Source organism: Roseateles sp. GW821-FHT09H10 (assembly GCF_059415865.1).
Map to the genome: position 1 here is coordinate 423,161 of NZ_JBWKOB010000002.1, position 22,833 is coordinate 445,993.

At 70.5% G+C, this 22,833-nt stretch carries 22 protein-coding genes; 12 read left to right on the forward strand and 10 right to left on the reverse strand.

Features of this window, described 5'->3' with window-relative positions; all coding sequences use genetic code 11:
• Positions 1 to 74 precede the first annotated feature (74 nt).
• From AC07OY_RS09860 to AC07OY_RS09885, 6 genes are all read right to left on the reverse strand, one after another.
• Positions 75 to 683 carry an Lcl C-terminal domain-containing protein gene (locus AC07OY_RS09860; protein ID WP_495042385.1) on the reverse strand — a complete coding sequence of 203 codons (609 nt, stop codon included), beginning with the start codon at positions 681 to 683 and terminating at the stop codon, positions 75 to 77.
• A 62-nt stretch (positions 684 to 745) separates the two neighbouring features.
• Entirely contained in the window at positions 746 to 2,005 is a 1,260-nt protein-coding gene (locus tag AC07OY_RS09865; RefSeq protein WP_495042386.1) for an MFS transporter, read from the reverse strand.
• A 75-nt stretch (positions 2,006 to 2,080) separates the two neighbouring features.
• Positions 2,081 to 2,875 carry a carbon-nitrogen hydrolase family protein gene (locus AC07OY_RS09870; protein ID WP_495042387.1) on the reverse strand — a complete coding sequence of 265 codons (795 nt, stop codon included), beginning with the start codon at positions 2,873 to 2,875 and terminating at the stop codon, positions 2,081 to 2,083.
• Positions 2,872 to 3,951 (reverse strand): aminotransferase class V-fold PLP-dependent enzyme, encoded by a 1,080-nt coding sequence (locus AC07OY_RS09875; RefSeq protein WP_495042388.1) that lies wholly within the window; start codon positions 3,949 to 3,951, stop codon positions 2,872 to 2,874. Before AC07OY_RS09875 ends, AC07OY_RS09870 begins: the two co-directional genes overlap by 4 nt.
• The gene (locus tag AC07OY_RS09880; RefSeq protein ID WP_495042389.1) at positions 3,948 to 4,391 is read right to left on the reverse strand and encodes a RidA family protein; all 444 of its coding nucleotides are present in this window, start codon (positions 4,389 to 4,391) and stop codon (positions 3,948 to 3,950) included. The genes AC07OY_RS09875 and AC07OY_RS09880 overlap by 4 nt, the downstream gene beginning before the upstream one ends.
• On the reverse strand, positions 4,388 to 5,338 hold the full coding sequence (locus AC07OY_RS09885; RefSeq protein ID WP_495042390.1) for a quinone oxidoreductase family protein: 951 nt from the start codon (positions 5,336 to 5,338) through the stop codon (positions 4,388 to 4,390). The genes AC07OY_RS09880 and AC07OY_RS09885 overlap by 4 nt, the downstream gene beginning before the upstream one ends.
• A gap of 100 nt (positions 5,339 to 5,438) precedes the next feature.
• On the opposite strand from AC07OY_RS09885, the gene AC07OY_RS09890 reads away from it, so the two are divergent.
• The 3 genes from AC07OY_RS09890 to AC07OY_RS09900 all read left to right on the forward strand — a co-directional run bounded on the left by AC07OY_RS09890 (position 5,439) and on the right by AC07OY_RS09900 (position 7,807).
• Positions 5,439 to 6,329 (forward strand): LysR family transcriptional regulator, encoded by an 891-nt coding sequence (locus AC07OY_RS09890; protein ID WP_495042391.1) that lies wholly within the window; start codon positions 5,439 to 5,441, stop codon positions 6,327 to 6,329.
• A gap of 10 nt (positions 6,330 to 6,339) precedes the next feature.
• Complete coding sequence (locus AC07OY_RS09895; RefSeq protein WP_495042392.1) at positions 6,340 to 6,915, forward strand: alpha-ketoglutarate-dependent dioxygenase AlkB; 576 nt, start codon at positions 6,340 to 6,342, stop codon at positions 6,913 to 6,915.
• 61 nt (positions 6,916 to 6,976) lie between these two features.
• Positions 6,977 to 7,807, forward strand: coding sequence for a substrate-binding periplasmic protein (locus AC07OY_RS09900; RefSeq protein ID WP_495042393.1), 831 nt, complete (start codon positions 6,977 to 6,979; stop codon positions 7,805 to 7,807).
• Here AC07OY_RS09900 and AC07OY_RS09905 read toward each other — a convergent pair.
• Positions 7,804 to 11,862 carry a YhdP family protein gene (locus tag AC07OY_RS09905; protein WP_495042394.1) on the reverse strand — a complete coding sequence of 1,353 codons (4,059 nt, stop codon included), beginning with the start codon at positions 11,860 to 11,862 and terminating at the stop codon, positions 7,804 to 7,806. The two genes, AC07OY_RS09900 and AC07OY_RS09905, sit on opposite strands and share 4 nt — an antisense overlap.
• A gap of 52 nt (positions 11,863 to 11,914) precedes the next feature.
• Here AC07OY_RS09905 and glnE point away from each other — a divergent pair, with 52 nt between their 5' ends.
• The 3 genes from glnE to AC07OY_RS09920 are packed head-to-tail and all read left to right on the forward strand — an operon-like array spanning position 11,915 to position 15,826.
• Positions 11,915 to 14,635 (forward strand): bifunctional [glutamate--ammonia ligase]-adenylyl-L-tyrosine phosphorylase/[glutamate--ammonia-ligase] adenylyltransferase, encoded by a 2,721-nt coding sequence (gene glnE / locus AC07OY_RS09910; RefSeq protein WP_495042395.1) that lies wholly within the window; start codon positions 11,915 to 11,917, stop codon positions 14,633 to 14,635.
• Positions 14,614 to 15,201 (forward strand): rhombosortase, encoded by a 588-nt coding sequence (rrtA, locus tag AC07OY_RS09915; RefSeq protein WP_495042396.1) that lies wholly within the window; start codon positions 14,614 to 14,616, stop codon positions 15,199 to 15,201. Before glnE ends, rrtA begins: the two co-directional genes overlap by 22 nt.
• Positions 15,191 to 15,826 (forward strand): hypothetical protein, encoded by a 636-nt coding sequence (locus tag AC07OY_RS09920; RefSeq protein WP_495042397.1) that lies wholly within the window; start codon positions 15,191 to 15,193, stop codon positions 15,824 to 15,826. Before rrtA ends, AC07OY_RS09920 begins: the two co-directional genes overlap by 11 nt.
• Here AC07OY_RS09920 and AC07OY_RS09925 read toward each other — a convergent pair.
• Positions 15,823 to 16,980, reverse strand: a complete 1,158-nt coding sequence (locus AC07OY_RS09925) for an NAD(P)/FAD-dependent oxidoreductase (protein WP_495042398.1) — start codon at positions 16,978 to 16,980, stop codon at positions 15,823 to 15,825. The genes AC07OY_RS09920 and AC07OY_RS09925 overlap by 4 nt on opposite strands.
• Before the next feature lie 18 nt (positions 16,981 to 16,998).
• Here AC07OY_RS09925 and AC07OY_RS09930 point away from each other — a divergent pair, with 18 nt between their 5' ends.
• Together AC07OY_RS09930 and AC07OY_RS09935 are read left to right on the forward strand one after the other, a co-directional pair.
• Positions 16,999 to 17,883 carry a DMT family transporter gene (locus AC07OY_RS09930; RefSeq protein ID WP_495042399.1) on the forward strand — a complete coding sequence of 295 codons (885 nt, stop codon included), beginning with the start codon at positions 16,999 to 17,001 and terminating at the stop codon, positions 17,881 to 17,883.
• Positions 17,884 to 17,949: 66 nt separating this feature from the next.
• On the forward strand, positions 17,950 to 18,606 hold the full coding sequence (locus AC07OY_RS09935) for a glutathione S-transferase family protein (RefSeq protein ID WP_495042400.1): 657 nt from the start codon (positions 17,950 to 17,952) through the stop codon (positions 18,604 to 18,606).
• A 3-nt stretch (positions 18,607 to 18,609) separates the two neighbouring features.
• Here AC07OY_RS09935 and AC07OY_RS09940 read toward each other — a convergent pair whose 3' ends face one another.
• Together AC07OY_RS09940 and sugE are read right to left on the reverse strand one after the other, a co-directional pair.
• The gene (locus tag AC07OY_RS09940) at positions 18,610 to 19,191 is read right to left on the reverse strand and encodes a GNAT family N-acetyltransferase (RefSeq protein WP_495042401.1); all 582 of its coding nucleotides are present in this window, start codon (positions 19,189 to 19,191) and stop codon (positions 18,610 to 18,612) included.
• A gap of 5 nt (positions 19,192 to 19,196) precedes the next feature.
• Entirely contained in the window at positions 19,197 to 19,517 is a 321-nt protein-coding gene (sugE, locus tag AC07OY_RS09945; RefSeq protein ID WP_495042402.1) for a quaternary ammonium compound efflux SMR transporter SugE, read from the reverse strand.
• An 84-nt stretch (positions 19,518 to 19,601) separates the two neighbouring features.
• Between sugE and mnmH the strand changes: the two genes are divergently transcribed.
• The 4 genes from mnmH (at position 19,602) to AC07OY_RS09965 (ending at position 22,797) form a co-directional block, all read left to right on the forward strand.
• Complete coding sequence (gene mnmH / locus AC07OY_RS09950) at positions 19,602 to 20,648, forward strand: tRNA 2-selenouridine(34) synthase MnmH (protein ID WP_495042403.1); 1,047 nt, start codon at positions 19,602 to 19,604, stop codon at positions 20,646 to 20,648.
• A 9-nt stretch (positions 20,649 to 20,657) separates the two neighbouring features.
• A complete protein-coding gene (selD, locus tag AC07OY_RS09955; RefSeq protein WP_495042404.1) occupies positions 20,658 to 21,722 on the forward strand; it encodes a selenide, water dikinase SelD in 1,065 nt (354 codons plus the stop codon).
• A gap of 238 nt (positions 21,723 to 21,960) precedes the next feature.
• Positions 21,961 to 22,542 carry a diguanylate cyclase gene (locus AC07OY_RS09960; RefSeq protein WP_495042405.1) on the forward strand — a complete coding sequence of 194 codons (582 nt, stop codon included), beginning with the start codon at positions 21,961 to 21,963 and terminating at the stop codon, positions 22,540 to 22,542.
• A 24-nt stretch (positions 22,543 to 22,566) separates the two neighbouring features.
• Positions 22,567 to 22,797 carry a hypothetical protein gene (locus tag AC07OY_RS09965; protein WP_495042406.1) on the forward strand — a complete coding sequence of 77 codons (231 nt, stop codon included), beginning with the start codon at positions 22,567 to 22,569 and terminating at the stop codon, positions 22,795 to 22,797.
• The last annotated feature ends 36 nt before the right edge of the window (positions 22,798 to 22,833 follow it).

Here is a 22,833-nt window from a genome sequence, read left to right on the forward strand (position 1 = left end):
GGCGCCCAGTCAACTGGGTCGCGAATTTGTCGACCGAAGCTGTCGTTCAACGCCAGGCGGTTGCGAGCCCGAAATCAATTCGCCTTGCCTGCATTCGCATTCCGCACGAACCTGACATGAATCCTTGAGTCACTTCCCGCCTTGGGCAGGCCGTTGATCTGACCCTGCTTGAAGTAGACGATATACACATAAGAGTCATTGGTGCGATCGGTTGTTGCCGACCAATAACCCAATCCGTTGACCAGATCGTATTCCTTGGTGAGGAATGCGGCGTGCAGGGGAACTTTGGCTGCAGCACAGGTTTCATTCAAGGCCGGCAGGCCGTCACCGACATCCACCTTGCCCTCATATTGGTTTGCCTCACAGGGAACCAGTGTCGAAAGCTCTCGAATGCTTGGAATTCGCCACCCCTTGGGAGTGGCCTGCGTCGCTTCGGGAAAAGTAACCTCACGGGGGGAGCCATCGCAGGCGGTGCCGTTCCATGTTTCCCCCAAGCTGCATCGGCGCCAGATCAGGTTCGTCTTGGGATCGAGGACTTCGTCGCCGGGTTCCAGAACTGCCAGACCCTCGATCGTCGCCATCGTCTTCTGGACAGGGGGAGATGGTGTGGCGCTGGGTCCGCGCTTGCACGCCGTCAAAGCAACCATTGAGATGAGGCAAGCCGCCAGAACAGAACGATTCATGCTTGTTGGGGTCACAGTGTTTTCCAAATCGGATTTCTAAGAATCAAGCTGGCGATCGACGCTCAGGCCTTGGCCGCACTTTCATGCCTGGCCCGCCCCGCCGTCACCCACAGCAGCAGCGCGCAGACAAACCCCGCCGCGCTGGCCATGCCGAAGAAGGCCATCATCGGCCCATAGCCCGCCGGATTGGCGGCGCTGGCGCCGGCCTGGTCGTTGAGCCAGCCGGCCAGCAGGTTGGCGCCGCTGATGCCGGCGTTCTGGGCCACCCACATCAGGCCGATGGCCGTCCCGAAGCGGCTGGGTGACACCAGGCGACTGGTCAGCGGCCACATGACAGCGGGCACCAGCGAGAAGCTGACGCCGATCAGCGCGGTGGCGACCCACAGGCTCCAGTTCGTCAGCGCCATCACGGCCAGCGCGATCGGCAGCAGCAGGGCGCCGAAAGCCAGGAAGGGTGCATAGCGGCCGACGCGGTCGCAGAGCCAGCCGAAGGCCGGCGTCGCGAACACGGCGGCCAGGAAGACATAGCTGTTCATCTCGCCGGCGGCGGCGAGGTCCAGGCCATGGGTGTGCTGGAAATACTTGATCGAGAAGGTGCTGCGAAAGGCCAGGATGACCGAATACCACAGCACGCACAGGGCCAGCAGATACCAGTAGGCCTTGCCGAAGTGCAGCAGGTCGCGCCAGACGAATTGCTCCGCCGTCTTGCCGGTGGGCAGCAGGCCGGCACGGCGCGGGCCGCGGTCCACCCACCAGTAGAGGGCGGCGGCCACGAAGGAGGTCGCCGCGATGGCGGCCGCGATCAGCAGCGGCGGCTGCCAACCCTGGGCATAGGCGCCAGCAAACCAGGTCGGCGACATGTCGGCACCGAAGGAGCCCAGCCGGCCGATGGCCAGGGCCAGGCCCATGGCGAAGGCCAGGCTGCGGCCGCCGAAATAGTCGGCGATGGCCGCCAGCGTGGCGATGCCGAAGGTCTCGGCGCCGATGCCGAACAGCAGCCGCCCCGCCGCCATGCCGGTGAAGCTGGGGCTCCAGGCCGTCAGCGCCGCGCCGGCCAGGCAGATGGCCCCGGTCACCAGCGTCATGCGCGCCGCGCCGAAGCGGTCCACCATCACGCCGCCGACGAGGATGAGGACGATATTGGGCAGGCTGTAGATCGCGTTCAGCAGGCCCACCTGCTGGTCGCTGAAAGCCCGCTGCTGCTGCAGCAGGTCGGCCACCGGGCCGATGGAGTCGTAGACGTAGTAGTTGCCGAACAGCGCCAGCGCCACCAGCGCACCCACCAGCCAGGCGGTCGTCGGGCTGATCTTGTTGTCAGTCATGGGAGAGATCCTTGTGCAGACGCGGATTCTCGACGCGCCTCCAGGGGCCGCGCCTAGGGGTCTGCCGCAGCGATCTCAGAGCTTGCGGTGGGCCAGCGCCGGCAATTGCTGGCGCACCTGGGTCAGGCGGGCCGCATCCACGTCGGCGACGACGACGCCCTCGCCTTCGGCCAGCACGCTGAGCACCTGGCCCCAGGGATCGATGACCATGCTGTGGCCCCAGGTGCGGCGGCCGTTGGCATGCTGGCCGCCCTGGGCAGGCGCGACCACATAGCACTGGTTCTCGACCGCGCGGGCACGCAGCAGCAGCTCCCAATGGGCCTGGCCGGTCGTGTAGGTGAAGGCGGCGGGCACGGCCAGCAGGTCGACGCCGGCATAGCCGCGGTAGAGCTCGGGGAAGCGCAGGTCATAGCAGACCGACAGGCCGACCTGGAGGCCGCCGGCCTCGAAGCGCGTCGGCTCGCAGCCGGGCTCCAGCACGCGGCCCTCGTCATAGGACTCGCGGCCGTTGTCGAAGGCAAAGAGATGGATCTTGTCGTAGCGGGCGACGCGCTCGCCGTCCGGCGAGAACACCAGCGTCGTGTTGCGCACCCGCTCGGCCGTCGTCGATTTGATGGGCAGCGTGCCGCCGATGATCCACAGGCCCAGGTCGCGCGCGGCACTCGCCAGCATGGCCTGGATGGGGCCGTCGCCCTCCACCTCGGCCAGGGCCAGCTTGTCGCTGTCGTGCATGCCCATCAGGCAGAAATACTCGGGCAGGGCCGCGAGCTGGGCACCGCGCTTGGCGGCGTCCTCCAGCAGGCGGCGCGCGGTGGCGAGGTTGGCGGCCACGTCGGGGCCCGAGACCATCTGGACTGCTGCGACTTTCATAGGGCCAATGCTAGCCGCTCGATGTCCGCTGAGTTGTTAAGCCAGGAAAACGAGGTGCGGACGATGCCGTCCAGACCGCGCGCCTGCATGTCCAGCGGCGTGTAGGGCACGCCGTTGGCGCCGACGTGAATGCCTTGCTGGGCCAACCGAGCCCGTGTGGCCGGGGCCGCCTCGCCTTCGACGGTGAAGCTGACAAGGCCGGACCGCGCGCCGTTGCCGAGATCGTGCACACGCACATGCGGCAGTTCGCCCAGGCGTTCACGAAGCCGCACAGCCAGACCTTGCACATGTGCCGCGATCTTGTCGATGCCCATCTCCAGCGCTTCGGCAATCGCCACCTGCAAGGCCAGGCGCAGCGCCACAGGCTGCTCCGAGGTCTCGAATGGCGCGCCCGAAACGTCCACCCAGGGCGGCTCCAGCTGATCCTGAAAGCCCTTGCGCACATAGAGCAGGGCCGTGCCGCGCGGCCCGCGCAGATGCTTGCGGCCCGCGCTCTTCAGCACATCGCAGCCGAGGGCCTGCACATCCGCCGGCAGCTGGCCGATGGCCTGGCCGGCGTCGATGAAATAGGGCACGCCGGCCGCCCGCGCCACGCGGCCGAGGGCAGCGGCGTCGTTGATGAGGCCGCCATTGGCGGGCAGCCAGGTCAGCGAGATCCAGCGCACACGCTCGTCGATCAGCGCCGCGCTCGCCTGGACATCGACGCTGCCGTCGGCGCGGCAGGGCAGCACCTCCACCGTCGCGCCGCTGCGCTGATAGGTCGCGAGATTGCCGCCCCATTCCTGGCGGCCGACAAGGATGCGGTCACCCGGCCGCAGCGGCGTCTTGTGGGTGAAGGCCGACCAGGCCGTACCAAAGGCGGCCGAGCCGCTGCCGGAGAAGGCCACCTCGTCCGTGCTGGCGTTCAACAGTTGCGCGGCGTCCTCGCGCAGGCGCTGCAACTGCGGCGCGACCCGCTCGCCCGCCTCCATGGGCCCGAGGCGAGCCTCCAGCGCCAGATGCTCCTGCAGGGCCGCGAGGGCCGCCGCCGACATCGGCGAAGCACCGGCATGGTTGAGCAGCAGGGGCTCGGTCATGACACCAGCTCCACCAGGGCCTCGACCTCCACCGCCGCGCCCGCCGGCAGGCTGGCCACGCCGATGGCGGCGCGCGCATGCCGGCCGCGTTCGCCGAGGGCCGCCACCACCAGATCGGACGCGCCATCGGCCACGGCGCTGTGCTGGGTGAATTCAGGCGCTGACGCCACGAAGACGCCCAGGCGCAGCACCTGCTTCACGCGGCCGAGGTCACCACCCACGGCGGCGTCCAGCACGGCCAGCAGCTTGAGCGCGGCCACCTCGGCCTCGGCCCGGCCGGCCGCCGCATCCAGCGCACCGCGGCCCGGCGTGCCGATCTGGCCGGCGATGACGAGCAGCTTGTCGCCCTCGCGGTGGTGGAGGTAGTTGGCGGCGGGTGCGCCCAGCGCCGCAAGGGTGTGGCCGAGGCTGGCCAGGCGGTCTTTCAAGGAAGTGGTCATGGCTTGAGAAGGAGCTTGCCCTGCGTCGCACGCGACGCCAGCAGTTGATGAGCACTGGCCACATCGGCCAGCGGGAATTCGGCGTGGATGCGCAGCTGCACGGCGCCGCTCAGCACAGCCGCGAACACCGTCGCCGCCCGCGCGCGGCGCTTGGCGGCGTCGGGCAGGAAATGGGGCAGCACGGGCCGCGTCAGCGTCAGGCTCTTCTTCTGCAGCGCGAGCACGTCGACCGGCTCGGGCTGGCCGCTGGCTGCGCCAAAGAGGACGAGGTGGCCGCCGGTGCGCAGGGCCTCCAGGCTGCCCGCAAAGGTCGACCGCCCCACCGAGTCGAAGACGACGGCGACGCCGCGCGCGGCGGACACCCAATCGCTGTCCGCCAGCAGCGGCACGGCGCCGAGGCCGCGCAGCCAGTCGGCCTTGGCTTGGCTGGACACCGTGCCAAAGACCGCATGGCCGCGCGCGATCAGCCACTGCACCAGCCAGCCGCCCACGCCGCCGGCAGCGGCATGCACGAGGACCGGCTCGCCGGAGGGTAGTCGCGCGACGTCATCGAGCAGCATGGCCGCCGTCAGTCCATGCTCCAGCGCGGCGGCTGCGTCGCGCAGCGTCAGCGCCTCGGGCACGCGCACCAGATGCTCCAGCGGCACGGCCAGATGGCTGGCATAGCCGCCCTGCACGCCGGTCGTGAAGGCGACACGATCACCGACGCTGAACTCCGCGCCGGGTTCAACCTCGACGACCTCGCCCGCCCCCTCCAGGCCCAGGCGCCAGGGCAGGCTGATGCCGGGATAGCGGCCCTCGCGCTGGTAGAGGTCGACGAAGTTGATGCCCGCGTACTCGATGCGCACGACGGCCTGGCCGGATGCGGCCTGAGACGTGGGCAGTTGCTGGAGTTCCAGCACCTCCGGGCCGCCGAACTGATGGACAAGGATGGCTTGCGTCGACATGGGTCGGGCCTCGGGCGTTAACGTCGCATCAATGTCCGCCTCGGGCGCCTGCCGCGCCAGCGAGGCTTTTGCACACCGGCTGTGCCGATTTCTCAACACCATGCGCGACCGCCTGCCCCCGCTGTTCTCCCTGCAAGCCTTCGAGGCCGCCGCCCGCCTGGGCAATTTCAGCCGTGCGGCCGGCGAGCTGCACCTGACGCCCGGCGCCATCAGCCGCCAGGTGCGCCAGTTGGAGGACTGGTGCGGCCAGACGCTGTTCGAGCGCGTCGGCAACCAGATGCGGCTGACGGCCGAGGGCCGCGAGCTGCTGGCACGCCTGGGCGGCCCGCTGGCGGCCCTGCACGAGGCCGTCTACCCCGAACCGGAGGACGCCCACACGACGCTGCAGATCGCGACGCTGGGCTCGCTGGCACGCGCGTGGCTGCTGCCGCGACTGCAGGGCTTCATCGCCACCGCGCCCACGGTGCGCCTCGTCGTGCAGACCGACTACGCCCTGGTGCGTCCGCCGCCGCGCGTGGCCCTGGTGGCCCTGCGCCATGGCCGGCCCGAGGACGGCGGCGAACTGCTGTTCGAAGACCGCCTGCTGGCTGTCGCCACGCCCCGTCTGGCCAGGCAGCTCGGCCGCGCCGCGGCGCGCTGGCCGGCGGCGCAGATTCTCAGCCACGTCACCGGCGACGCGCCGCTGTGGCTGACCGAAGCCGCAGCGACGACGGCGCCCGAGGGCCCGGCCTTCAACGATGCCGGCGTGACGCTGGATGCCGCCGAGGCCGGCCTGGGCGTGGCCATCACGCGGCTGTCCCTGGCCCTGCCGCGATTGCGCGCCGGCACGCTGGCGCAGGCCCATCCGCTGCTGCTGCCGTCGCCGCGCGCCAACCTGCTCGTCATCCGCGAGGACGCCGCCGCCCTGCCCGTCGTGAAGCGCTTCGCGGCCTGGCTGCGCGACGAGGCCGCGCTGACCGCCGCCGACTTGAAAGCCTGGGCGCCGGCCTGAACTGCCTCTGATGCAGGCCGGACTGTTCGACGACCTCCCCTCCGCGCTGCCGCCAGGCCTGCGCTACGAGGCGGGCTGGCTGTCCGCGGCCGAGGAAGCCGCACTGATCGCCCTGGCGAAGCAGTTGCCGCTGCGCGAGGCCCAGTACAAGGGCTACACGGCGCGCCGGCGCGTCGTCAGCTATGGCGGCCAGTTCGACTACGACAGCAATGAGCTGATGCCGTCGGCGCCGCTGATCGAGGCGCTGCATCCGCTGCGCCAGCGCGTCGCGCAATGGGCCGGCGTCGCCCCGCAGGCGCTGGTGCATGTGCTGGTCGCCGAGTACGCGCCCGGCACGCCGCTGGGCTGGCATCGCGACGTGCCGGACTTCGAGGACGTGTTCGGCGTGTCCCTCGGCAACGAGGCCCTGCTGCGCTTCAGGCCCTATCCGCCCGATCAGCCCAGGCGCGAGGACATCTTGCGGCTGGAGGTCGCACCGCGCTCCATCTACGCCTTGCAGGGCGAGGCGCGCTGGGGCTGGCAGCACAGCGTGGCGCCGGTGGGCGCGCCGCGCTGGTCCATCACCTTCAGGACGGCGCGGCGATAAGTCACGGCGACCCGGCGCGTGCAAGACGCCGGACGCCCTGCGGGATCAGAATCGCAAGGCCATGCCGATTCCCTCCCGCCTGCGGCGCCAGCTCCTGGCCCTGCCTTTCGCAGCCGCGCTGCCACAGGCCCATGGCGCAGGAGCGCCGCAGACCCTGCGCCTGCCCGACCCCAATGCCTACAGCGCCCATGGCGCCTTCTTCATCGAGGCGCTCAAGCTGGCCCTGAACAAGACTGCCGACCGCGAGCCGGTGCCCACGCTGGTCCACGCTCCGTCCGACCTGCCACGCCCACGCCTGCGCCAGATGCTGCAGGACGGCCAGCTGGACCTGATCTGGAGCACGACCACGCCCGAGCGCGAGGCGCAGGCCCTGCCGGTGCGCTTCAACCTGCTCAAGGGCAGCAACGAACTGCGCTTCCTGCTCGTGCGCGCCGCCGACCTGCCCGCCATGAAATCGGCGCGCACGCTGGAGGCACTGCGCCAGTTCCGCGCCGGTGCCGGCACCTACTGGAGCGACACGCAGATCCTGCAGGCCAATGGCTTCACCGTCGAGACGGCGATCAAGTTCGACCTGCTGTTCCGCATGCTCAAGGCCGGCCGCTTCGACTTCATCCCGCGCACCCGCGACGAGATCGACGCCGAGCTGGTCCAGTACGCCGAGCTGGGTCTCGTCGAGCTGCCGGGCATCGCCCTGCAGTACCGCCAGCCGCTGTACTTCTTCGTCACGCGCGACAAGCCCCAGCTCGCCGAGCGATTGCTGCGCGGGTTGAACCTGGCGGCGGCCGACGGCAGCTTTGATGCCCTCTTCATGGCCCAGCCGGATCTGAAGGCCGCCTGGACGCAGTTGCGCAATTACAGCGGGCTGAAGCTGCAGTTGAAGGCGCTCGACTAGGGAGCGCTGGCCGCGCTCGCCGCCTTGGCCGGCAGGGCCTCCACCTTCTCCACCCTGGGATCGTCCCAGGTGCCGGTGATGTGGAACTCGCGCGTGTTGGCCGCGGCCACGGGGCGGCTCAGGATGAGCTGGGCCAGGAAGGCGCCCAGCGCGATGGCCGGGTTGATGGCGGCATAGGCGAGCGACGCACCGCCGGCCGATACCTCGGGAATGACGACGACGCGCAGCTTCTGCGTCTCCGCCGCCAGGTCGGTGCTGCCGTCCACCAGCACCGCCGCCTGCAGGCCGCGGATGCGGATGTTGTCGCTGCGGGCGATGCCGGCGGTGATCTTGACGTCGCCGGTCACGCCGTCGAAGACAAAGCCCTCGGCGAAGACGTCGCGGAAGTCCAGCAGGAAGCGGCGCGGCAGGGACTGCAGGCTGAGCACGCCCAGCAATCGCCCGACGCCAGGCTCGGCCTTCAGGAAGGTGCCGGTGTCGAGCTGCACATTCAGCGCACCGGCCATGCTGGCGTAATGCGGCGCCAGCGGCGAGCCGTCCCAGCCGACCTGGCCGGCCAGGACGCCCTTGCCGCCGCGCAGCACGGGGGAATCCTTCTGGCCCTGGCCGAGGCGCTCCAGCAGCTTGCCGGCGTCGGCGATGTCGAGCTTCCAGTCCAGCTGGGTGCGGCGCTTGGCGCCGATCTCGCCACCCCAGTGGCCACTGGCGTGCAGCGTCGCGTCGGGCGAGCTGATCTGCAGCTTGTCCAGCTTCCAGTCGCGCGCGGCGGCCGGGGCCTGGGCCAGCACCTGCAGGCGGCCCAGGCGCTTGCCGCGCAGCTCGAAGTCGTCGGCCTCGATGTCCAACGACGGCAGCGGGTTGCTGCTCGCATCGGCCTTGCCGGGATCGATGAGTTCGCTGACCGACTCGGCCTCCTGGCGCGGCAGCGACAGCCGCGTCAGGCGTGCCTGCACGGCGTCGATCTGGCCGCCCTTGACGCCCTTGAGCTCGATGCGGCCCGCCAGCTGTTCGGCATCGACATTGACGCGCCAGTTGGCGCCCTCGCGAGCCACCACGGCCGTCGCGCGGCCGAGCTGGCGGCCGCCGACCTTGAGGGCCTGGCTGCGCAGCGAGATCTGGCTGGGCAGCAGGCCGGCGTCGTCGGCGCCTTCGCCGCCATTGCCCGTGCCGCCGGCCAGGCCACCCAGGCGCTGCTGCCAGGCGTCGAGGTCCAGGGCGGCCACATTGACCTGCAGCAGCACGCCGCTGGCCGGCAGGGCGGGCAGCTTGTCCTGCACGGCCAGAACGCCGCGCAGCACCTGCGAGCTGTTGCCCGACACATCGCGCTGCAGCTGGGCCTGCAGCAAGGGCGCCGCGGGGGCGCCGACCTCGAGGCGCAACTCGTCGCGGCCGGCCGCGGTGGGCGACATCAAGAGGCGCAGCGGCAGCACCGCGTCGGCGTCCTTGCGCCCCGGCGCGGGCAGGTCCAGGGCCAGGCCCTGCAGATTGCTGGACACGCTGAGTTCGCTCTGCCCGTCCTTGGGAATGGCGAGCTGGAAGCGGTAGGCGGCCTGGCCGCTGGCGGCCTGGGCCAGGCGGGCCACGGCGCCAAGTTCGGTGGCGCGGCGCAGACCCTCGGCCGTGGCCTGGCCCTGCACGGCGAAACGCATGCCGCCGCCCGGCTGGCTGCCGCCCTCGATAGCGGCGTCGCCGCCGAGCAGGCGGGCCGTCAGGCCGCCGAGCTGCAGGGTCTTCTGGTCGAAGTCGATGCGGCCGCGCACGCCGGCCAGGGCGGGGAGCTCGGGGCGCAGCTTGAGGTCGACGCCGCCGAGCTGCAACTGGCCCTTGAGCGTCGTCTGGTGGGTGTCGTCCAGCGGAATGTTGAGGCCCAGCTTCAGCCCGACCGGCCCCAGGGCGGTGGTGGTGCTCAGGGCATGGCCCAGCCAGTCATCCAGCGGCGAAGCGCGCACATAGCGCAGCAGGTCGGCGCCGGCGCCGCGGCCATTGCCGTCCAGCTGCAGCACACGGCCGTGATGCAGGTCCTTGATGCCGCCGTTGACGTCGCTGAGTTCATAGCCCAGCACCTTGCCGCGGCCGTCCTTGATGAACATGCCGGCGCGATCGAAGACGAGCTCGGCGTCGACGTTGTCCAGGGCCGGCCAGTTGCCGCCGTTGTCGCTGGGCGGCACATAGGCCAGCGTCACGCCCTGGGCCTGGGTCACGACCTTGAAGATGCCGGTGGACTTGGGACCATCGAAGGGGAAGTCGGCCAGTTCGCCGCGCAGTCTGACCGTGGTGTTGCGCGCTTCGCCGCCGAGGATGGCGCGCGTCACATAGCTGCGCGTGTTGACCAGCCGCTGCGGGATGTAGTGGGCCACGCGGGTCGCCTGCACGCGCTGCAGCTTGCCGCTGAGGTCCAGATGGCCCGGCGTGGTGGCGCCGGCCGCGCGCTTCCAGGCGACATCGAACTCGCCGCTGAAATCGGGCGTCTGCAGTTGCAGCTCGCGCAGCTTGAGCTCAACCTCGCCCGGCGTCTTGCCGCCCGCCGGATTTCCAGCGGGCGGCAGCTGCCACAGCATCTGCGTGGACAGCCGCGTGATGGGCAGGCGGGCCTCCTCGAACAGCCCGGGCAGCTCGACCTCGCCGTCGTGCACGGCCAGTTTGGCGGAGCCGCCGCGCTCGCTGGCATCGAGCTCCAGGCTGGCACCGCGCAGGCCGGGGCGGCCGGGCTGGCCCTCCTGCTCGGCGGGCTTGGCGGCCAGGGCCAGGCCGTCGATCTGGGCCTTGACGCGGTAGCTGCGCGGCGCGTCCAGCGTCCCCTGCCACTGGGCGCTCAGGGCCGTCAGCAGCCCGCGCGGCTCCAGCTCCACCAGCAGCTTGTGGGCGCGTTCGCCCAGCGGCAGGCGCTGGGCGATCTGGGCCATCAGCGCGAAGTCCAGGCGCTGGGCATTCACTTCGCCACCCAGCACCTCGTCGTTCTTGCCAAGCTGCAGGGCCGCACCCCAGTCCGATCGCGGCCAGACGACACCGTCGCCGCTGACAAAGCCGAGCTGCCTGGCCTGGAAGCTGAGCTTGTCCTTGGCGCGCGACAGCTCCAGCCGGCCCTCGATGTGCTCCAGGTCCAGCTCGGGGGCGCCGTCGAGCAGCTTCAGGCGCACCGAGCGCAGGGCCAGGTCCAGCGTGGCAGCGGTGGGCTGGCCGTCCTTGATGAGGCCCCAAGCGCGCACGGCGCCGTCGCCTTCGCTCAATTGAAAAGGCAGGTCGACATGGCGGCGCAGCTGGCTGAGGTCGGCCCGCGGCAGCTCGGCATAGGCCTGGCCGCTCCAGTGCTGGAACTCGCCGGGGCGCTTCAGCAGGCTCTGCGTGAACAGGCCGCGCAGCGTGAAGCGCCGGCCCCAGTCGGCGGGCGGCGTGGCGTCCAGGCGCAGCTGGTGGCGGCGCAGGCCGTTGCGCATGACGAAGTTCAATTCGGTCAGCTCCAGCGGCCGGGCGTCGGCACGCTTCTCGTCCACCCAGCGCACGCGGCCGTTGACGATGGCCAGCTCGGGCTGGCTGAACAGCCAGTCCATGCCGGCCTCGGTGGTGCCGGCGTCGGTCTTGTTGGTCTCGTCCAGGCCCAGGCCGCCGATGAAGATGCGGCCCTGCGCATCGCGGCGGATGATGAGTTCGGGCCGGTCGACCAGCAGCTGGGAGAAGCGCGGCTCCAGCACCAGCAGGGACTGGGCCGACAGCACGGCCGCCACACGGGGCAGGCGCAGGGCCGGCCGGCCGGCGGCGTCCAGCACCTGCACGTCGCCCAGTTCCATGCGCGGCAGCCAGCCACTGGATTCGACCGTGATGCGGCCGATGCGCAGCTCTACCCCCAGAGCCTTTGAGGCTTCCTTTTCCAGCCAGGGACGCCAGTCATTGGCGTGCGGGAGAATGGCCCAGTGCAATACAGCCCAGGCCGTCACCCCCAAAGCCCACAGCAGGGCCAGGATCAGCAACGCCCAGCGCAGGCTGTGCCAGCACAGGCGCAGAGGCCAGCGCGAGGCGCGGTTGCAGCGGTGGAGGGCGGCCGAAAAGAAGTCAGACACGGTGTCTTGGGGCACGTGAAAAATCGGCCGGCGGTCAATCTAGCACAGGGTCATGAGCGAAACGTTTCCAGCATCTGCTGAACACAGCCGCTATGTGCAGCGGGTTCGCCGCCGATATGCGGCGGAGCTGCCGCTATTGCAACCGGGCCTGCCCGACCGCACCGTCATTGCCGCGCTGATCGAGACATTGGCCGCAGACCGCCCGCTGGCGAGCGGTCTGCGGGTGGCCCGCCATCTGGTGCTGGAACGGCTGGCGGTGCTGGACATCGAACAGGGCGCCAGCGTGGAGGATGTCACGCTGGCCATGACCCATCTGGCCGAGGTGACCCTTGACAAGGCCCTCGCCTCAGCCCGCACCGAGCTGGACGCCATCCACGGCGAACCGCGCACGCAGGACGGCGCGGACATCGCCTTCTGGGTGCTCGGCATGGGCAAGCTGGGCGCCCGCGAGCTCAATGTCTCGTCGGACATCGACCTCATCTACGTTTACGAAGATGACGGCCAGACGCAAGGTTCGCGTCCCGTTACGGCTCACGAATACTTTTCCAGCGTCGCCAAACGGCTTTATGCGCTGATCGGCGACGTCACCGACGACGGCCAGGTCTTCCGCGTCGACCTGGCCCTGCGTCCCAACGGCAAGAGCGGCCCGCCGGTCGTCAGCCTGGCCATGCTGGAGGAGTATTTCCTCGTGCAGGGCCGCGAGTGGGAGCGCTTTGCCTGGCTGAAGAGCCGTGTCGTCGCGCCGCTCACGGGCATGGGCGCGCCGGCCGACGCCCGCACGCTGCAGCTGCGCCACCTCGTCACGCCCTTCGTCTACCGCCGCTACCTGGACTACGGCGTCTTCGAAGGCCTGCGCCAGCTGCACGGCAAGATCCGCAGCGAGGCCAAGGCCCGCGCCGCCGGCCGGCCCGAGCGCGCCAACGACGTCAAGCTGTCGCGCGGCGGCATCCGCGAGATCGAGTTCATCGTGCAGCTGCTGCAGGTGGTGCGCGGCGGCCAGTTCCCCGAGATCCGCACGCGCTCCACCGTCAAGGCCCTGGCCCAGCTGGCCGCCGGCGGGCTGATGAAGGCCGAGACGGCGCACAGGCTCAGCGAGGCCTATGTCTTCCTGCGCCGCGTCGAGCACCGCATCCAGTTCCTCGACGACCAGCAGACCCATTGCCTGCCCCAGGGCGACGCCGACCTGGCCTGGATCGCCGCGTCCATGGGCCTGAAGTGCAGCCGCGAGGCCTGCGAGCTGTTCGAGCAGCTCGGCGAGGTGCGCGAGCTGGTCGCGACCGAGTTCGATTCGCTGCTGCACGAGGGTGGCAAGCCGCAGGGCGGTTGCAAGGGCGGCCAGTGCGGCGGCCCCAAGCCGGCCGTCGACGGCGAGGACTTCCTCAGCGGCCTGCCGCCCCAGCTGGCCACGGCCGTGCGCGCGCTCGCCGAGACGCCGCGCGTGCAGGGCCTGCGCGAGGAATCGCGCCAGCGCCTGGCCAAGCTCTTCCACCGCGCGGCCCAGGCCGTGGCGGCCGAGGAATGCTCGCTGGACGCGGCCCTGCGCTTTGTCGACTGGGTCGGCCCGCTGCTGCGCCGCGAGAGCTATCTGGCCCTGCTGGTCGAGCGCCCGGCCGTGCAGCAGCGCCTGCTGCGCCTGCTGGGCCTGGCACGCTGGCCCATGCGCTATCTGATGCAGCACCCCGGCGTCATCGATGAACTCGCCGACCCCCTGCTGCTGACGGCCCGCTTCGACCGCGAGGCCTTCATCACCGACCTGCTGGAGCGCGAGCAGGGCTGGGAGCGCAGTGGCGAGGCCGACGAGGAAGCCCTGCTGGACACGCTGCGCCGCGCCCACCACGCCGAGGTCTTCCGCACCCTGGTGCGCGACGTCGAGGGCCGCATCACGGTCGAGCAGGTCGCCGACGACCTGTCGCTGCTGGCCGACGCCGTCTTGCAGATCGCCATCCAATGGGCCTGGGCCCGCTTCGGCAAGGCCCACCGTCCCGACCCGCGCCTGGCCGTCATCGCCTACGGCAAGCTGGGCGGCAAGGAGCTGGGCTATGGCGGCGACCTGGACGTGGTCTTCGTCTTCGACGACGAGGACGAGAACGCGGCCGAGATCTACGGCGCCTTCGTGCGCCGCCTCATCACCTGGCTGACGCTGCGCACCGCCGCCGGCGAGCTGTTCGACATCGACACCGCCCTGCGGCCGAATGGCAACTCCGGCCTGCTGGTCACGTCGCTGGCCCACTTCGAGGCCTACCAGACCGGGCGCGGCAGCAATACCGCCTGGACCTGGGAACACCAGGCCATCACGCGGGCGCGCTTCTGTGCCGGCAATGCCGACATGGCCGAGCGCTGCGAGGGCGTGCGCCGCCAGGTGCTGACGGCGCCGCGCGACGGCGAGGCGCTCAGACGCGAGGTGCAGGCCATGCGCGAGAAGGTCAGCGCGGCCCGGCCGGTGAAGGATGCGCTCTTCGACGTCAAGCACAGCGCCGGCGGCATGATGGATGCCGAGTTCGCGCTGCAGACCCTGGTGCTGGCCAATGGCGCCGACCACCCCGAGCTGCTGGACAACCTCGGCAATATCGCGCTGCTGCAGCGCTGTGAGTCCGTCGGCCTGCTGCCGGCCGGCGTCGGTGTTGCGTCCGCCAATGCCTACCGCGAGCTGCGCCGCGTGCAGCACAAGGCCAGGCTGGACGAGCAGTCCACGGCCCTGGACGCCGAAGCCGCCGCACCGCTGGCCGCGCACCGAGAAGCCGTGCGCGCCCTATGGCAAGCCGTGTTTGGCTGATGCTGTGCGTGGCCCTGGCCGCGCTGTCCCTGCTGGCCTGGCCGCTGTCGAGTGGCGCGCTGGACTGGCGGCCGGCTCTCGTCGCCTCTGAACCCTGGCGCGCCGTCACCGCGGCCTTTGTGCACTGGACGCCCATCCACCTCGGCGCCAACCTCGCCGGCTGCGCGGTGCTGGCCCTGCTTGGCTGGCGCGCCCGCCTCGGCCCGCACGAAGCCCTCGCGGCGCTGATCGCGCTGCCGCTGGCCCAGCTCGGCCTGCTGCTGCGCCCCGGCCTGCTGGCCTATGCCGGCCTGTCGGGCGTGCTGCACGCGCTGGCCGCCATCGCCGTGCTGACGCTGCTGCACCGCGCCGGGCGCGAGCGCTTCGTCGGCGTCGGCATTGCCCTCGGCCTGGGCATCAAGCTCGCCCTCGAAGACCCGCTCGGACCGGTGCTGCGCGTCACCGCCGGCTTCGACTTCCCCGTCGCCCCCTTCGCCCACCTCACGGGCGCCATTGCCGGCGCCATCGGCTGGGGCCTGACAATGCGGGCAATCTCCAGATCGCCGAGGACCCCTCATGGGACGTGAAGCCAGTTGCACCGCCCGAGTCGGCGCCGAGACCGCCGAGGTCACCGCCCTGCTCGAATCCACCACCGTCGTGCTGCGCGGCGCCCTCAAGCGCAAATGGGCCATTGCCGCGCTGCAGAACCTGCGTGTCGAACGCGAGGAGCTGCGCTTCGAGATCGACGGCGAGGCGGTCGCCCTCGCGCTGGGCGAAAAGGAAGCCGGCAAGTGGCTGACCAAGCTGCAGACGCCACCGCCCACGCTGGCCGCCAAGCTGGGCGTCAGCGCCGAGAACCCGGCCCTGCTGATCGGCCCCACCGTCGGCACCCTGGACCCGGCCCTGGCCGAAGCCCTGGCCGGCGGCATCACGACCAATCTGCGCGAGGCCCGCATGCTGGTGGCCGTGCTGAGCCAGGCGTCGGAGCTGCCGCGCATGGCCGAGTTCCACGCCGACATGATCTGCAAGACGGTCTGGGTCGTGCACCCCAAGGGCCCGGACGCCGACCCGTCGGACGCCGTGGTCCGCATCGCCATGCGCGGCTGGGGCTATGTGGACAACAAGACCAGCGCCGTGTCGGACAAGCTCACGGCGACGCGCTGGGTGCGCAGCGAGCCGCCACCGCCCAAGAAGCGGGTCCGCAACCGCTAAATGACGTTGGCCTCGAGCAGGGGCCGGCCGTCCAGCAGGCGCTGCGGCGTCAGCGCATCGATCAGCGGCGCCTCCAGGCCCGCGATCAGCCGGGCCATCGAATGCCCCACGGCCGGCGACTGCTGCATGCCGTGGCCCGAGAAGCCGCAGGCCGTGAAGGCATTCGCCCAGCCCGGCAGACGGCCGGCCAGGCCGTTGTGGTCGAAGGCATTCATCTCGTAATAGCCGGCCCAGGCCGAGCGCACGCGCAGCGCCTCCAGCGCCGGCACGCGGGCGGCCAGCGCCGGCCACAGCAGCTCGTCGAAGAGGCCATGGTCGATGTCGTGCAGCGGCGCCGCGTCGGCGTCGTCGCCACGCGGCGGGCCGCCGGCCAGGATCAATGAACCCTCGGTGCGGAACCAGAAGCCGCTCGGGTCGATGACCAGGGGGCAGCCGGGCAGCGCGGCCGGCGTCTCCAGCACGAAGACATCGCGCTTCTTGGCATGGATGGGCAACTCGACGCCAAGAGCCGCGCCCAGCGGCGCACTCCAGGCCCCGGCCGCGATGACGAAGGCGTCGCCACCCACGCGTGAGCCATCGGCACAGCGCAGCGCCGTCACCTGGTCACCGCGGGTCTCGAAATCCACCGCCTCGGCGTCGACAAAGCGCACGCCACAGGCATTGGCCTTGCGCCGGAAGGCTCGGTGCAGGGCCGGGCCGTCGAACCAGCCCTCGCCGCTCAGGCCGAGAGAACCCAGGGCCAGATCGTCGACGGCCAGCCAGGGAAAGCGTGATGCCAGTTCAGCCGGGCTCAGCAGCGCGACGTCGACGCCCTCGCTTCGCTGCGAGGCATGCACCTCGCGCAGCGTGGCCGCACCGGCTTCAGTGGCCAGATAGAGATAGCCGGGCTCGACCAGGCCGATGGCAGGCCGGTCATCCGGCGTTGCCAGCTCATCCGCCGCGCGCCGCAGGAATTCGATGCTCCATCTCGACAGGGCCATATTGACCGGCTGGGAGAACTGCTGGCGGATGGAGCTGAGCGACAGTGAGCTGGACGCTCGCGCATAGGACGGGTCGCGCTCGATGACGGTCACGGCCGCGCCATGGTCGCGGGCCAGGAAGCAGGCCGTGGCCGCGCCCATGATTCCCCCGCCGATGATGGTCACCTTGAACATGCTGGCAGCATAGAGGCCATGACCCGTCACTCGCATCTCGACCCCCGCGCCATCGCCATCCTGCTGCTGTGCTGCCTGCTCTGGGGCATCAACCAGGTGGCCGCCAAGGCGGCACTGACGGAGATAGCCCCGCTGTGGCAGGCCGGCCTGCGCTCCGTCGTCGCGGGCCTGCTGGTGTGGCTTTGGGCCCTGTCGCGCGGCATCCGCCTGTTCGAGCGCGACGGCAGCCTATGGGGCGGCCTGATCGCGGGCCTGCTGTTCGCCGCGGAGTTCGGCTGCATCTTTGTCGGCCTGCAATACACCAGCGCCTCGCGCATGGTGGTCTTCATCTATCTGGCGCCCTTTGTCGTCGCCCTGGGCATGCCCTGGATCGCCCGCGGCGAGGCGCTGTCGGCACGGCAATGGGGCGGCCTGGTGCTGGCCTTCGGCGCCATGGCCTTTGCGTTCGCGGAAGGCTTCTCGGCGCCTGGCACGCCCCTGCAGTGGTGGGGCGACGCCCTGGGCGTGGCCGCTGCCGTGCTGTGGGGCGGTACGACGCTGGCCATCCGCGCGACGAAGTTGAGTTCTGCGCCTGCCGAGAAGACCCTGCTCTACCAGCTCGGCGTCTCCGCCCTGGCCCTGTGCGCGGCCGCCGTGTTTGCGGGCGAGCCCCTGCCGCTGCAGTGGTCGCCGCGCCTCATCGGCCTGTTCGGCTTCCAGGCCGTCATCGTCACTTTCGCGAGCTATCTGGCCTGGTTCTGGCTGATCCGCCATTACGCGGCCACCAAGCTGGCCGTCTTCACGCTGAGCACGCCGCTGTTCGGTCTGGTGGCCGGCGCCCTGCTGCTGGGCGAGGGCATCAGCCCACGGCTGGTAGCGGCCCTGCTGGCGCTGGCAGTGGGCATCGTGCTGGTGAACCGCTGATGTCTCCGGGGTGCTAGGGCCGGCGCGCCGCTCTGCATAGACTGCGGCATTCACCAGGAGACACCCATGATCACCCTCTGCGGCATCCCGCTCTCGAACTACTACAACAAGGCCAAGCTGGCCCTGCTGGAGAAGGGCATTCCCTTCACCGAGGAATACGTGAAGACGCATTCCCATGATGAAGCCGTGCTGAGCTGCTCGCCGCTGGGCAAGGTGCCCTTCATCAAGACGCCGCAGGGCGCCCTGTGCGAGAGCCAGGCCATCGTCGAATACCTGGAGGCGGCCTACCCCGACACGCCGCGCCTGATCCCCGCCGACCCCTACGAGGCGGCCAAGGTGCGCGAGCTGATCACCTATGTGGAGCTGCACCTGGAGCTGGTGGTGCGCGAGCTGTATGCCGAGGCCTATTTCGGCGGCCAGGTCAGCGACGGCACCAAGAAGCGCGTGGCCCGCGTGCTGCCCGAGCACATCCAGGCCTTCAAGCGCCTGGCCAAGTTCGGCCCCTATCTGGCCGGCGACAGCTTCACGCTGGCCGACTGCGCCGGCTGGGTCAGCCTGCCCCTGGTGGGCATGACGACCAAGATCATCTACGGCGAGGACTTCCTGGCCGCCGCCGGCATCGACTGGAAGCCCTACGCCAAGCTGATCGGCGAGCGCCCGCATGCGCTGAAGGTGACGGCCGACCGCAAGGCCGACCAGGAGCGGTCGCTGGGCAAGAGCTGAACGCTAGCGCTGCAGCTTCAGGCGCACGACGGGCCGCGCCGGCTTGCGCCGCGCGACCTCCTCGAAGCCGAGCTCGTCGAACATGTCCAGCGTGCCGAACCAGGGCGCGTCCGGCGCCCCGTCCTGGGTCTTGTCGACGGGATAGGCCTCCACCAGCTTCACGCCGCGCTGGCGGGCATAGGCGACAGCACCTTGCAGCAGGGCCCGCGCCACGCCCTGCCTGCGGTACTCCGACGGCACGACGAGGCAGACGATGGACCAGACCGGCTCGTCGTCCACCGCCTTCATCGCCGGCGAGTTGCGCAGCTTGGCGTAGTCCTCGCGCGGCCCCAGCGACACCCAGCCGACCGGCACATCACCGTGATAGCCCAGCAGGCCCGGCGGCGGGTCCTGGGCGGCGAGCTGCTTCAAGGCCTCGCGCGACAGCTCGCGCTGGGCATCGCCGGGCCGCGTGTAGGCGCCCTTGCCGCTGACGCGGTAGTACATGCACCAGCAGCCTCGCGCCACCGAACAGCCGCGGGCTTCGAAGACAGCCTCCAGATCGGGCCAGCGCTCGGGTGTCAGGGCATGCACCACGAGCTTCATGGCCGTCAGTCCGGCGAAGACAGCTTGAGGCCGACGATGCCGGCCACGATGAGGCCGATGCTGAGCAGGCGCGCCAGATTGGCCGGCTCGCCCAGCAGCACGATGCCCAGGATGACGGTACCGACCGCACCCACGCCCACCCAGACGCCATAGGCCGTGCCCACCGGCAGCGACTTCATGGCAATGCCCAGCAGCCACAGGCTGACCACCATGCAGGCCGCCGTCGCCACGCTGGGCCAGGGCTTGGTGAAGCCCTCGGTGTACTTCAGGCCGATGGCCCAGCCGACCTCGAACAGGCCGGCGATGACAAGAATGATCCAGGCCATGCGGCCTCCTCTGCAATGCGTTGCGGGGATTCTGGCCGGGACCCAATCCCCACGATCCGATGGGGTTGCCTTAATCTCACGCCCATGAGCCACAAGCCCACCACCGTGGACGAGCTGGGCGAGTTCAGCATCCTCATCGATGCGCGCTCGCCAGCGGAGTACGCCCTCGACCACATCCCCGGCGCCATCAACTGCCCGGTGCTGGACGACGAGGAGCGCCGCATCGTCGGCACCACCTATGTCCAGACCTCGGCCTTCGAGGCCCGCAAGATCGGCGGCGCCATGGTGGCGCGCAACATCGCCCGCCATCTGGACGGCCTCTTCCATGACAAGCCGCGGGACTGGCGTCCCCTCGTCTACTGCTGGCGCGGCGGCATGCGCAGCGGCAGCTTCGTCAACTGGCTGAGGCTGGTGGGCTGGGACGCCCAGCAGCTCAAGGGCGGCTACAAGGCCTGGCGGGCCCATGTGATCGAGCAGATCGCACAACGAGCGCCGCGCCTCGACCTGCGCGTGCTCTGTGGCCCCACGGGCAGCGCCAAGACGCGGGTGCTGCAGGCCCTCGAGGCCCAGGGCGAACAGATCCTGGACCTGGAGGACCTGGCCGCGCATCGCGGCTCGGTGCTGGGCGCCGTGCCCGGCCGGCTGCAGCCTTCGCAAAAGGGTTTCGAGACGCAGCTGGCGCATTGCCTGGCTGGCCTGGACGCCGGCCGCCGCGTCTGGGTGGAGGCGGAGAGCCGGCGCATCGGCCGCATCACCGTGCCCGAGCCGCTGCTGCAGCGCCTGCGCGAGAGCCCCGTCGTGGAGATCGACGCCACGCCCGCAGCCCGGCTCGACTATCTGTTGCGCGACTACGCCTGGCTGGGCGATGACCGCCAGGCCCTGGCCGACAAGCTGGGCACGCTGCGCGAGCTGCTGCCCAAGGAGGTGCTGGCGCAATGGCAGGCCTGGGCGCTGGAAGGCGCGCTGCCGCCGCTGTTCGAAGCCCTGATGGCCAAGCATTACGACCCCCTCTACGCCCGCTCGCAGGGCCGCCATCTGGCCGGCCTGCCCGACGCGCAGCGCCTGCCCTGCGAGGATCTGTCGGACGACGGCATCCAGGCCCTGGCCCGTCGCATCGCTTCACTGCCCTAGGTTGCCCCCATGACTCCAACCTCAACCGGCGTGCCTCGCCTGACCTCGCTGTCCCATGGCGGCGGCTGCGGCTGCAAGATCGCTCCCGGCGTGCTCAGCGAGATCCTGAAGAACACGCGCAACTTCCCGGCGCCGCCTCAGCTGCTGGTGGGCATAGAGACGGCCGACGACGCGGCCGTCTACCAGCTGACTGAAGACATCGCCTTGATCGCGACGACGGACTTCTTCATGCCCATCGTCGACGACCCCTTCGACTTCGGCCGCATCGCGGCGACCAATGCCATCAGCGACGTCTATGCCATGGGCGGCAAGCCCATCATGGCGCTGGCCCTGGTGGGCATGCCCATCAATGTGCTGCCGGTCGATGTCATCGGCAGCATCATGGCCGGCGGAGAGTCGGTCTGCAGCGCGGCGGGCATCCCGATCGCCGGCGGTCACACCATCGATTCCGTCGAGCCCATCTACGGCCTGGTGGCGCTGGGCGTGGTGCATCCCAAGAAGGTCAAGCGCAACGCGGACGCCCGCGTCGGCGACCGGCTCGTGCTGGGCAAGCCCCTGGGTGTGGGCGTGCTGTCGGCGGCGCTGAAGAAGGAAGCGCTGTCCGCCGACGGCTATGCGCAGATGATTGCGACGACAACGCAGCTCAACACGCCGGGACCGGACCTGGCCGCGCTGGACGGCGTGCACGCGATGACCGACGTGACGGGCTTCGGCCTGGCCGGCCATGCGCTGGAGCTGGCGCGCGGCGCCCGGGCCAGCGTCGAAATCGATTGGGCGCGAGTGCCCCTGCTGCCCGGCGTGCCTGAGCTCGCGGCGCGCGGCATGGTCACTGGCGCCTCGGGCCGCAACTGGGCCGGCTACGGCGCCGAAGTGCTGTTGCCCGAGCACTTCACCGACATCGACCGTGCCCTGCTGACCGATCCCCAGACCAGCGGCGGCCTGCTGGTGTCCTGCGACGCCGGCGCGGTCGATGAAGTCCTCGAGGTCTTCCGCCGCCATGGCTTCGGCGCGGCGGCCGAGGTGGGGAGCGTGGTCGCGCCGGGCCCGCAAGGCCCGCGCCTGCAGCTGCGCTGAAGCCGGGAGCGAAACTTGCCGTCTTCTCGATCGTCCCGCATGCGCGGGCCGCATCAGGAGACGCCATGAGCACCCCAGGCCTAGAACCGCTCCCGGGCAGGCGCCCCGTCGACCCGGCAGACCCAGCCAAGCCGCAACCCAGGCAGCCCGCGCCCGCAGGCCAGGCGGACGATCCCGCCTCGGACGAGAACACCGAGTCCGCCAACCATCCCAACGACGACGACCAATAGCCACGGCCATGCACGACAGCGCCGAGCTGGTCCGCCTGCTGCTGGCCTTCGTCTGGGTGCCGCTGCTGATGCTGTCGGGCCTGCTGGACTGGGCCTGCCACCGCCACCTGCGCATCGAATACACGGCCGGCATGCGCGAGTCGGCCCTGCACCTGGTGATGGTGGCGCTGCTGGGCACGGCCATCCTGGCGGCCCTCTATCTGCAGCCGACGGCCGGGCTGATCTGCCTGCTGCTGCTGGCGCTGGCCTTGCACGACATCGCCTATGCCGCCGACCTTCGCGTGGCCCTCGCCCGCCGCATCATCCCCGCGCTGGAGCAGTGGGTGCACGGCTTCCAGCATCTGCTCCCCTGGGCGGGCCTGGCCGGCATCATGGCCCTGGCGCCGGACCAGACCCTGGCCATCATCGGCATGTCGGCGCAGCCGCCGGACTGGCACATCCAGTTGAAATCGCCGCTGCCGCCGGTGGCCTACACGGCCAGTCTGCTGACGGCGGCGCTGCTGCTCAACGTGTTGCCTTTCCTCGCTGAGGCGCGCCGGAGCGCGCGGGCCGCGGCTCGCGAACGGCACGGCGCCGGTCCTGCGGCCTGAGACTGTGGATTGCGCATCGCGGCCATGAACTGGATGGACCTGCTGCAATGGCCCGCCATGGCCGTCACGATCGCGGCCAGCTGGCTCGTGGCTTCGGAGCGCGCCGGCCGCCGCTGCGCGGGCTTCTGGCTGTTCCTGCTCAGCAATGGGCTGTGGGTCGCCTGGGGCCTGCATGCGAGCGCCCATGCCCTGGTGGCGCTGCAACTGGCGCTGGCGGCGATGAACATCCGCGGTGCCAGCAAGGCCGAGCGCTGAAGCGCGCCGCGGGCATGCGCCTTGCCGGTCAGGCGG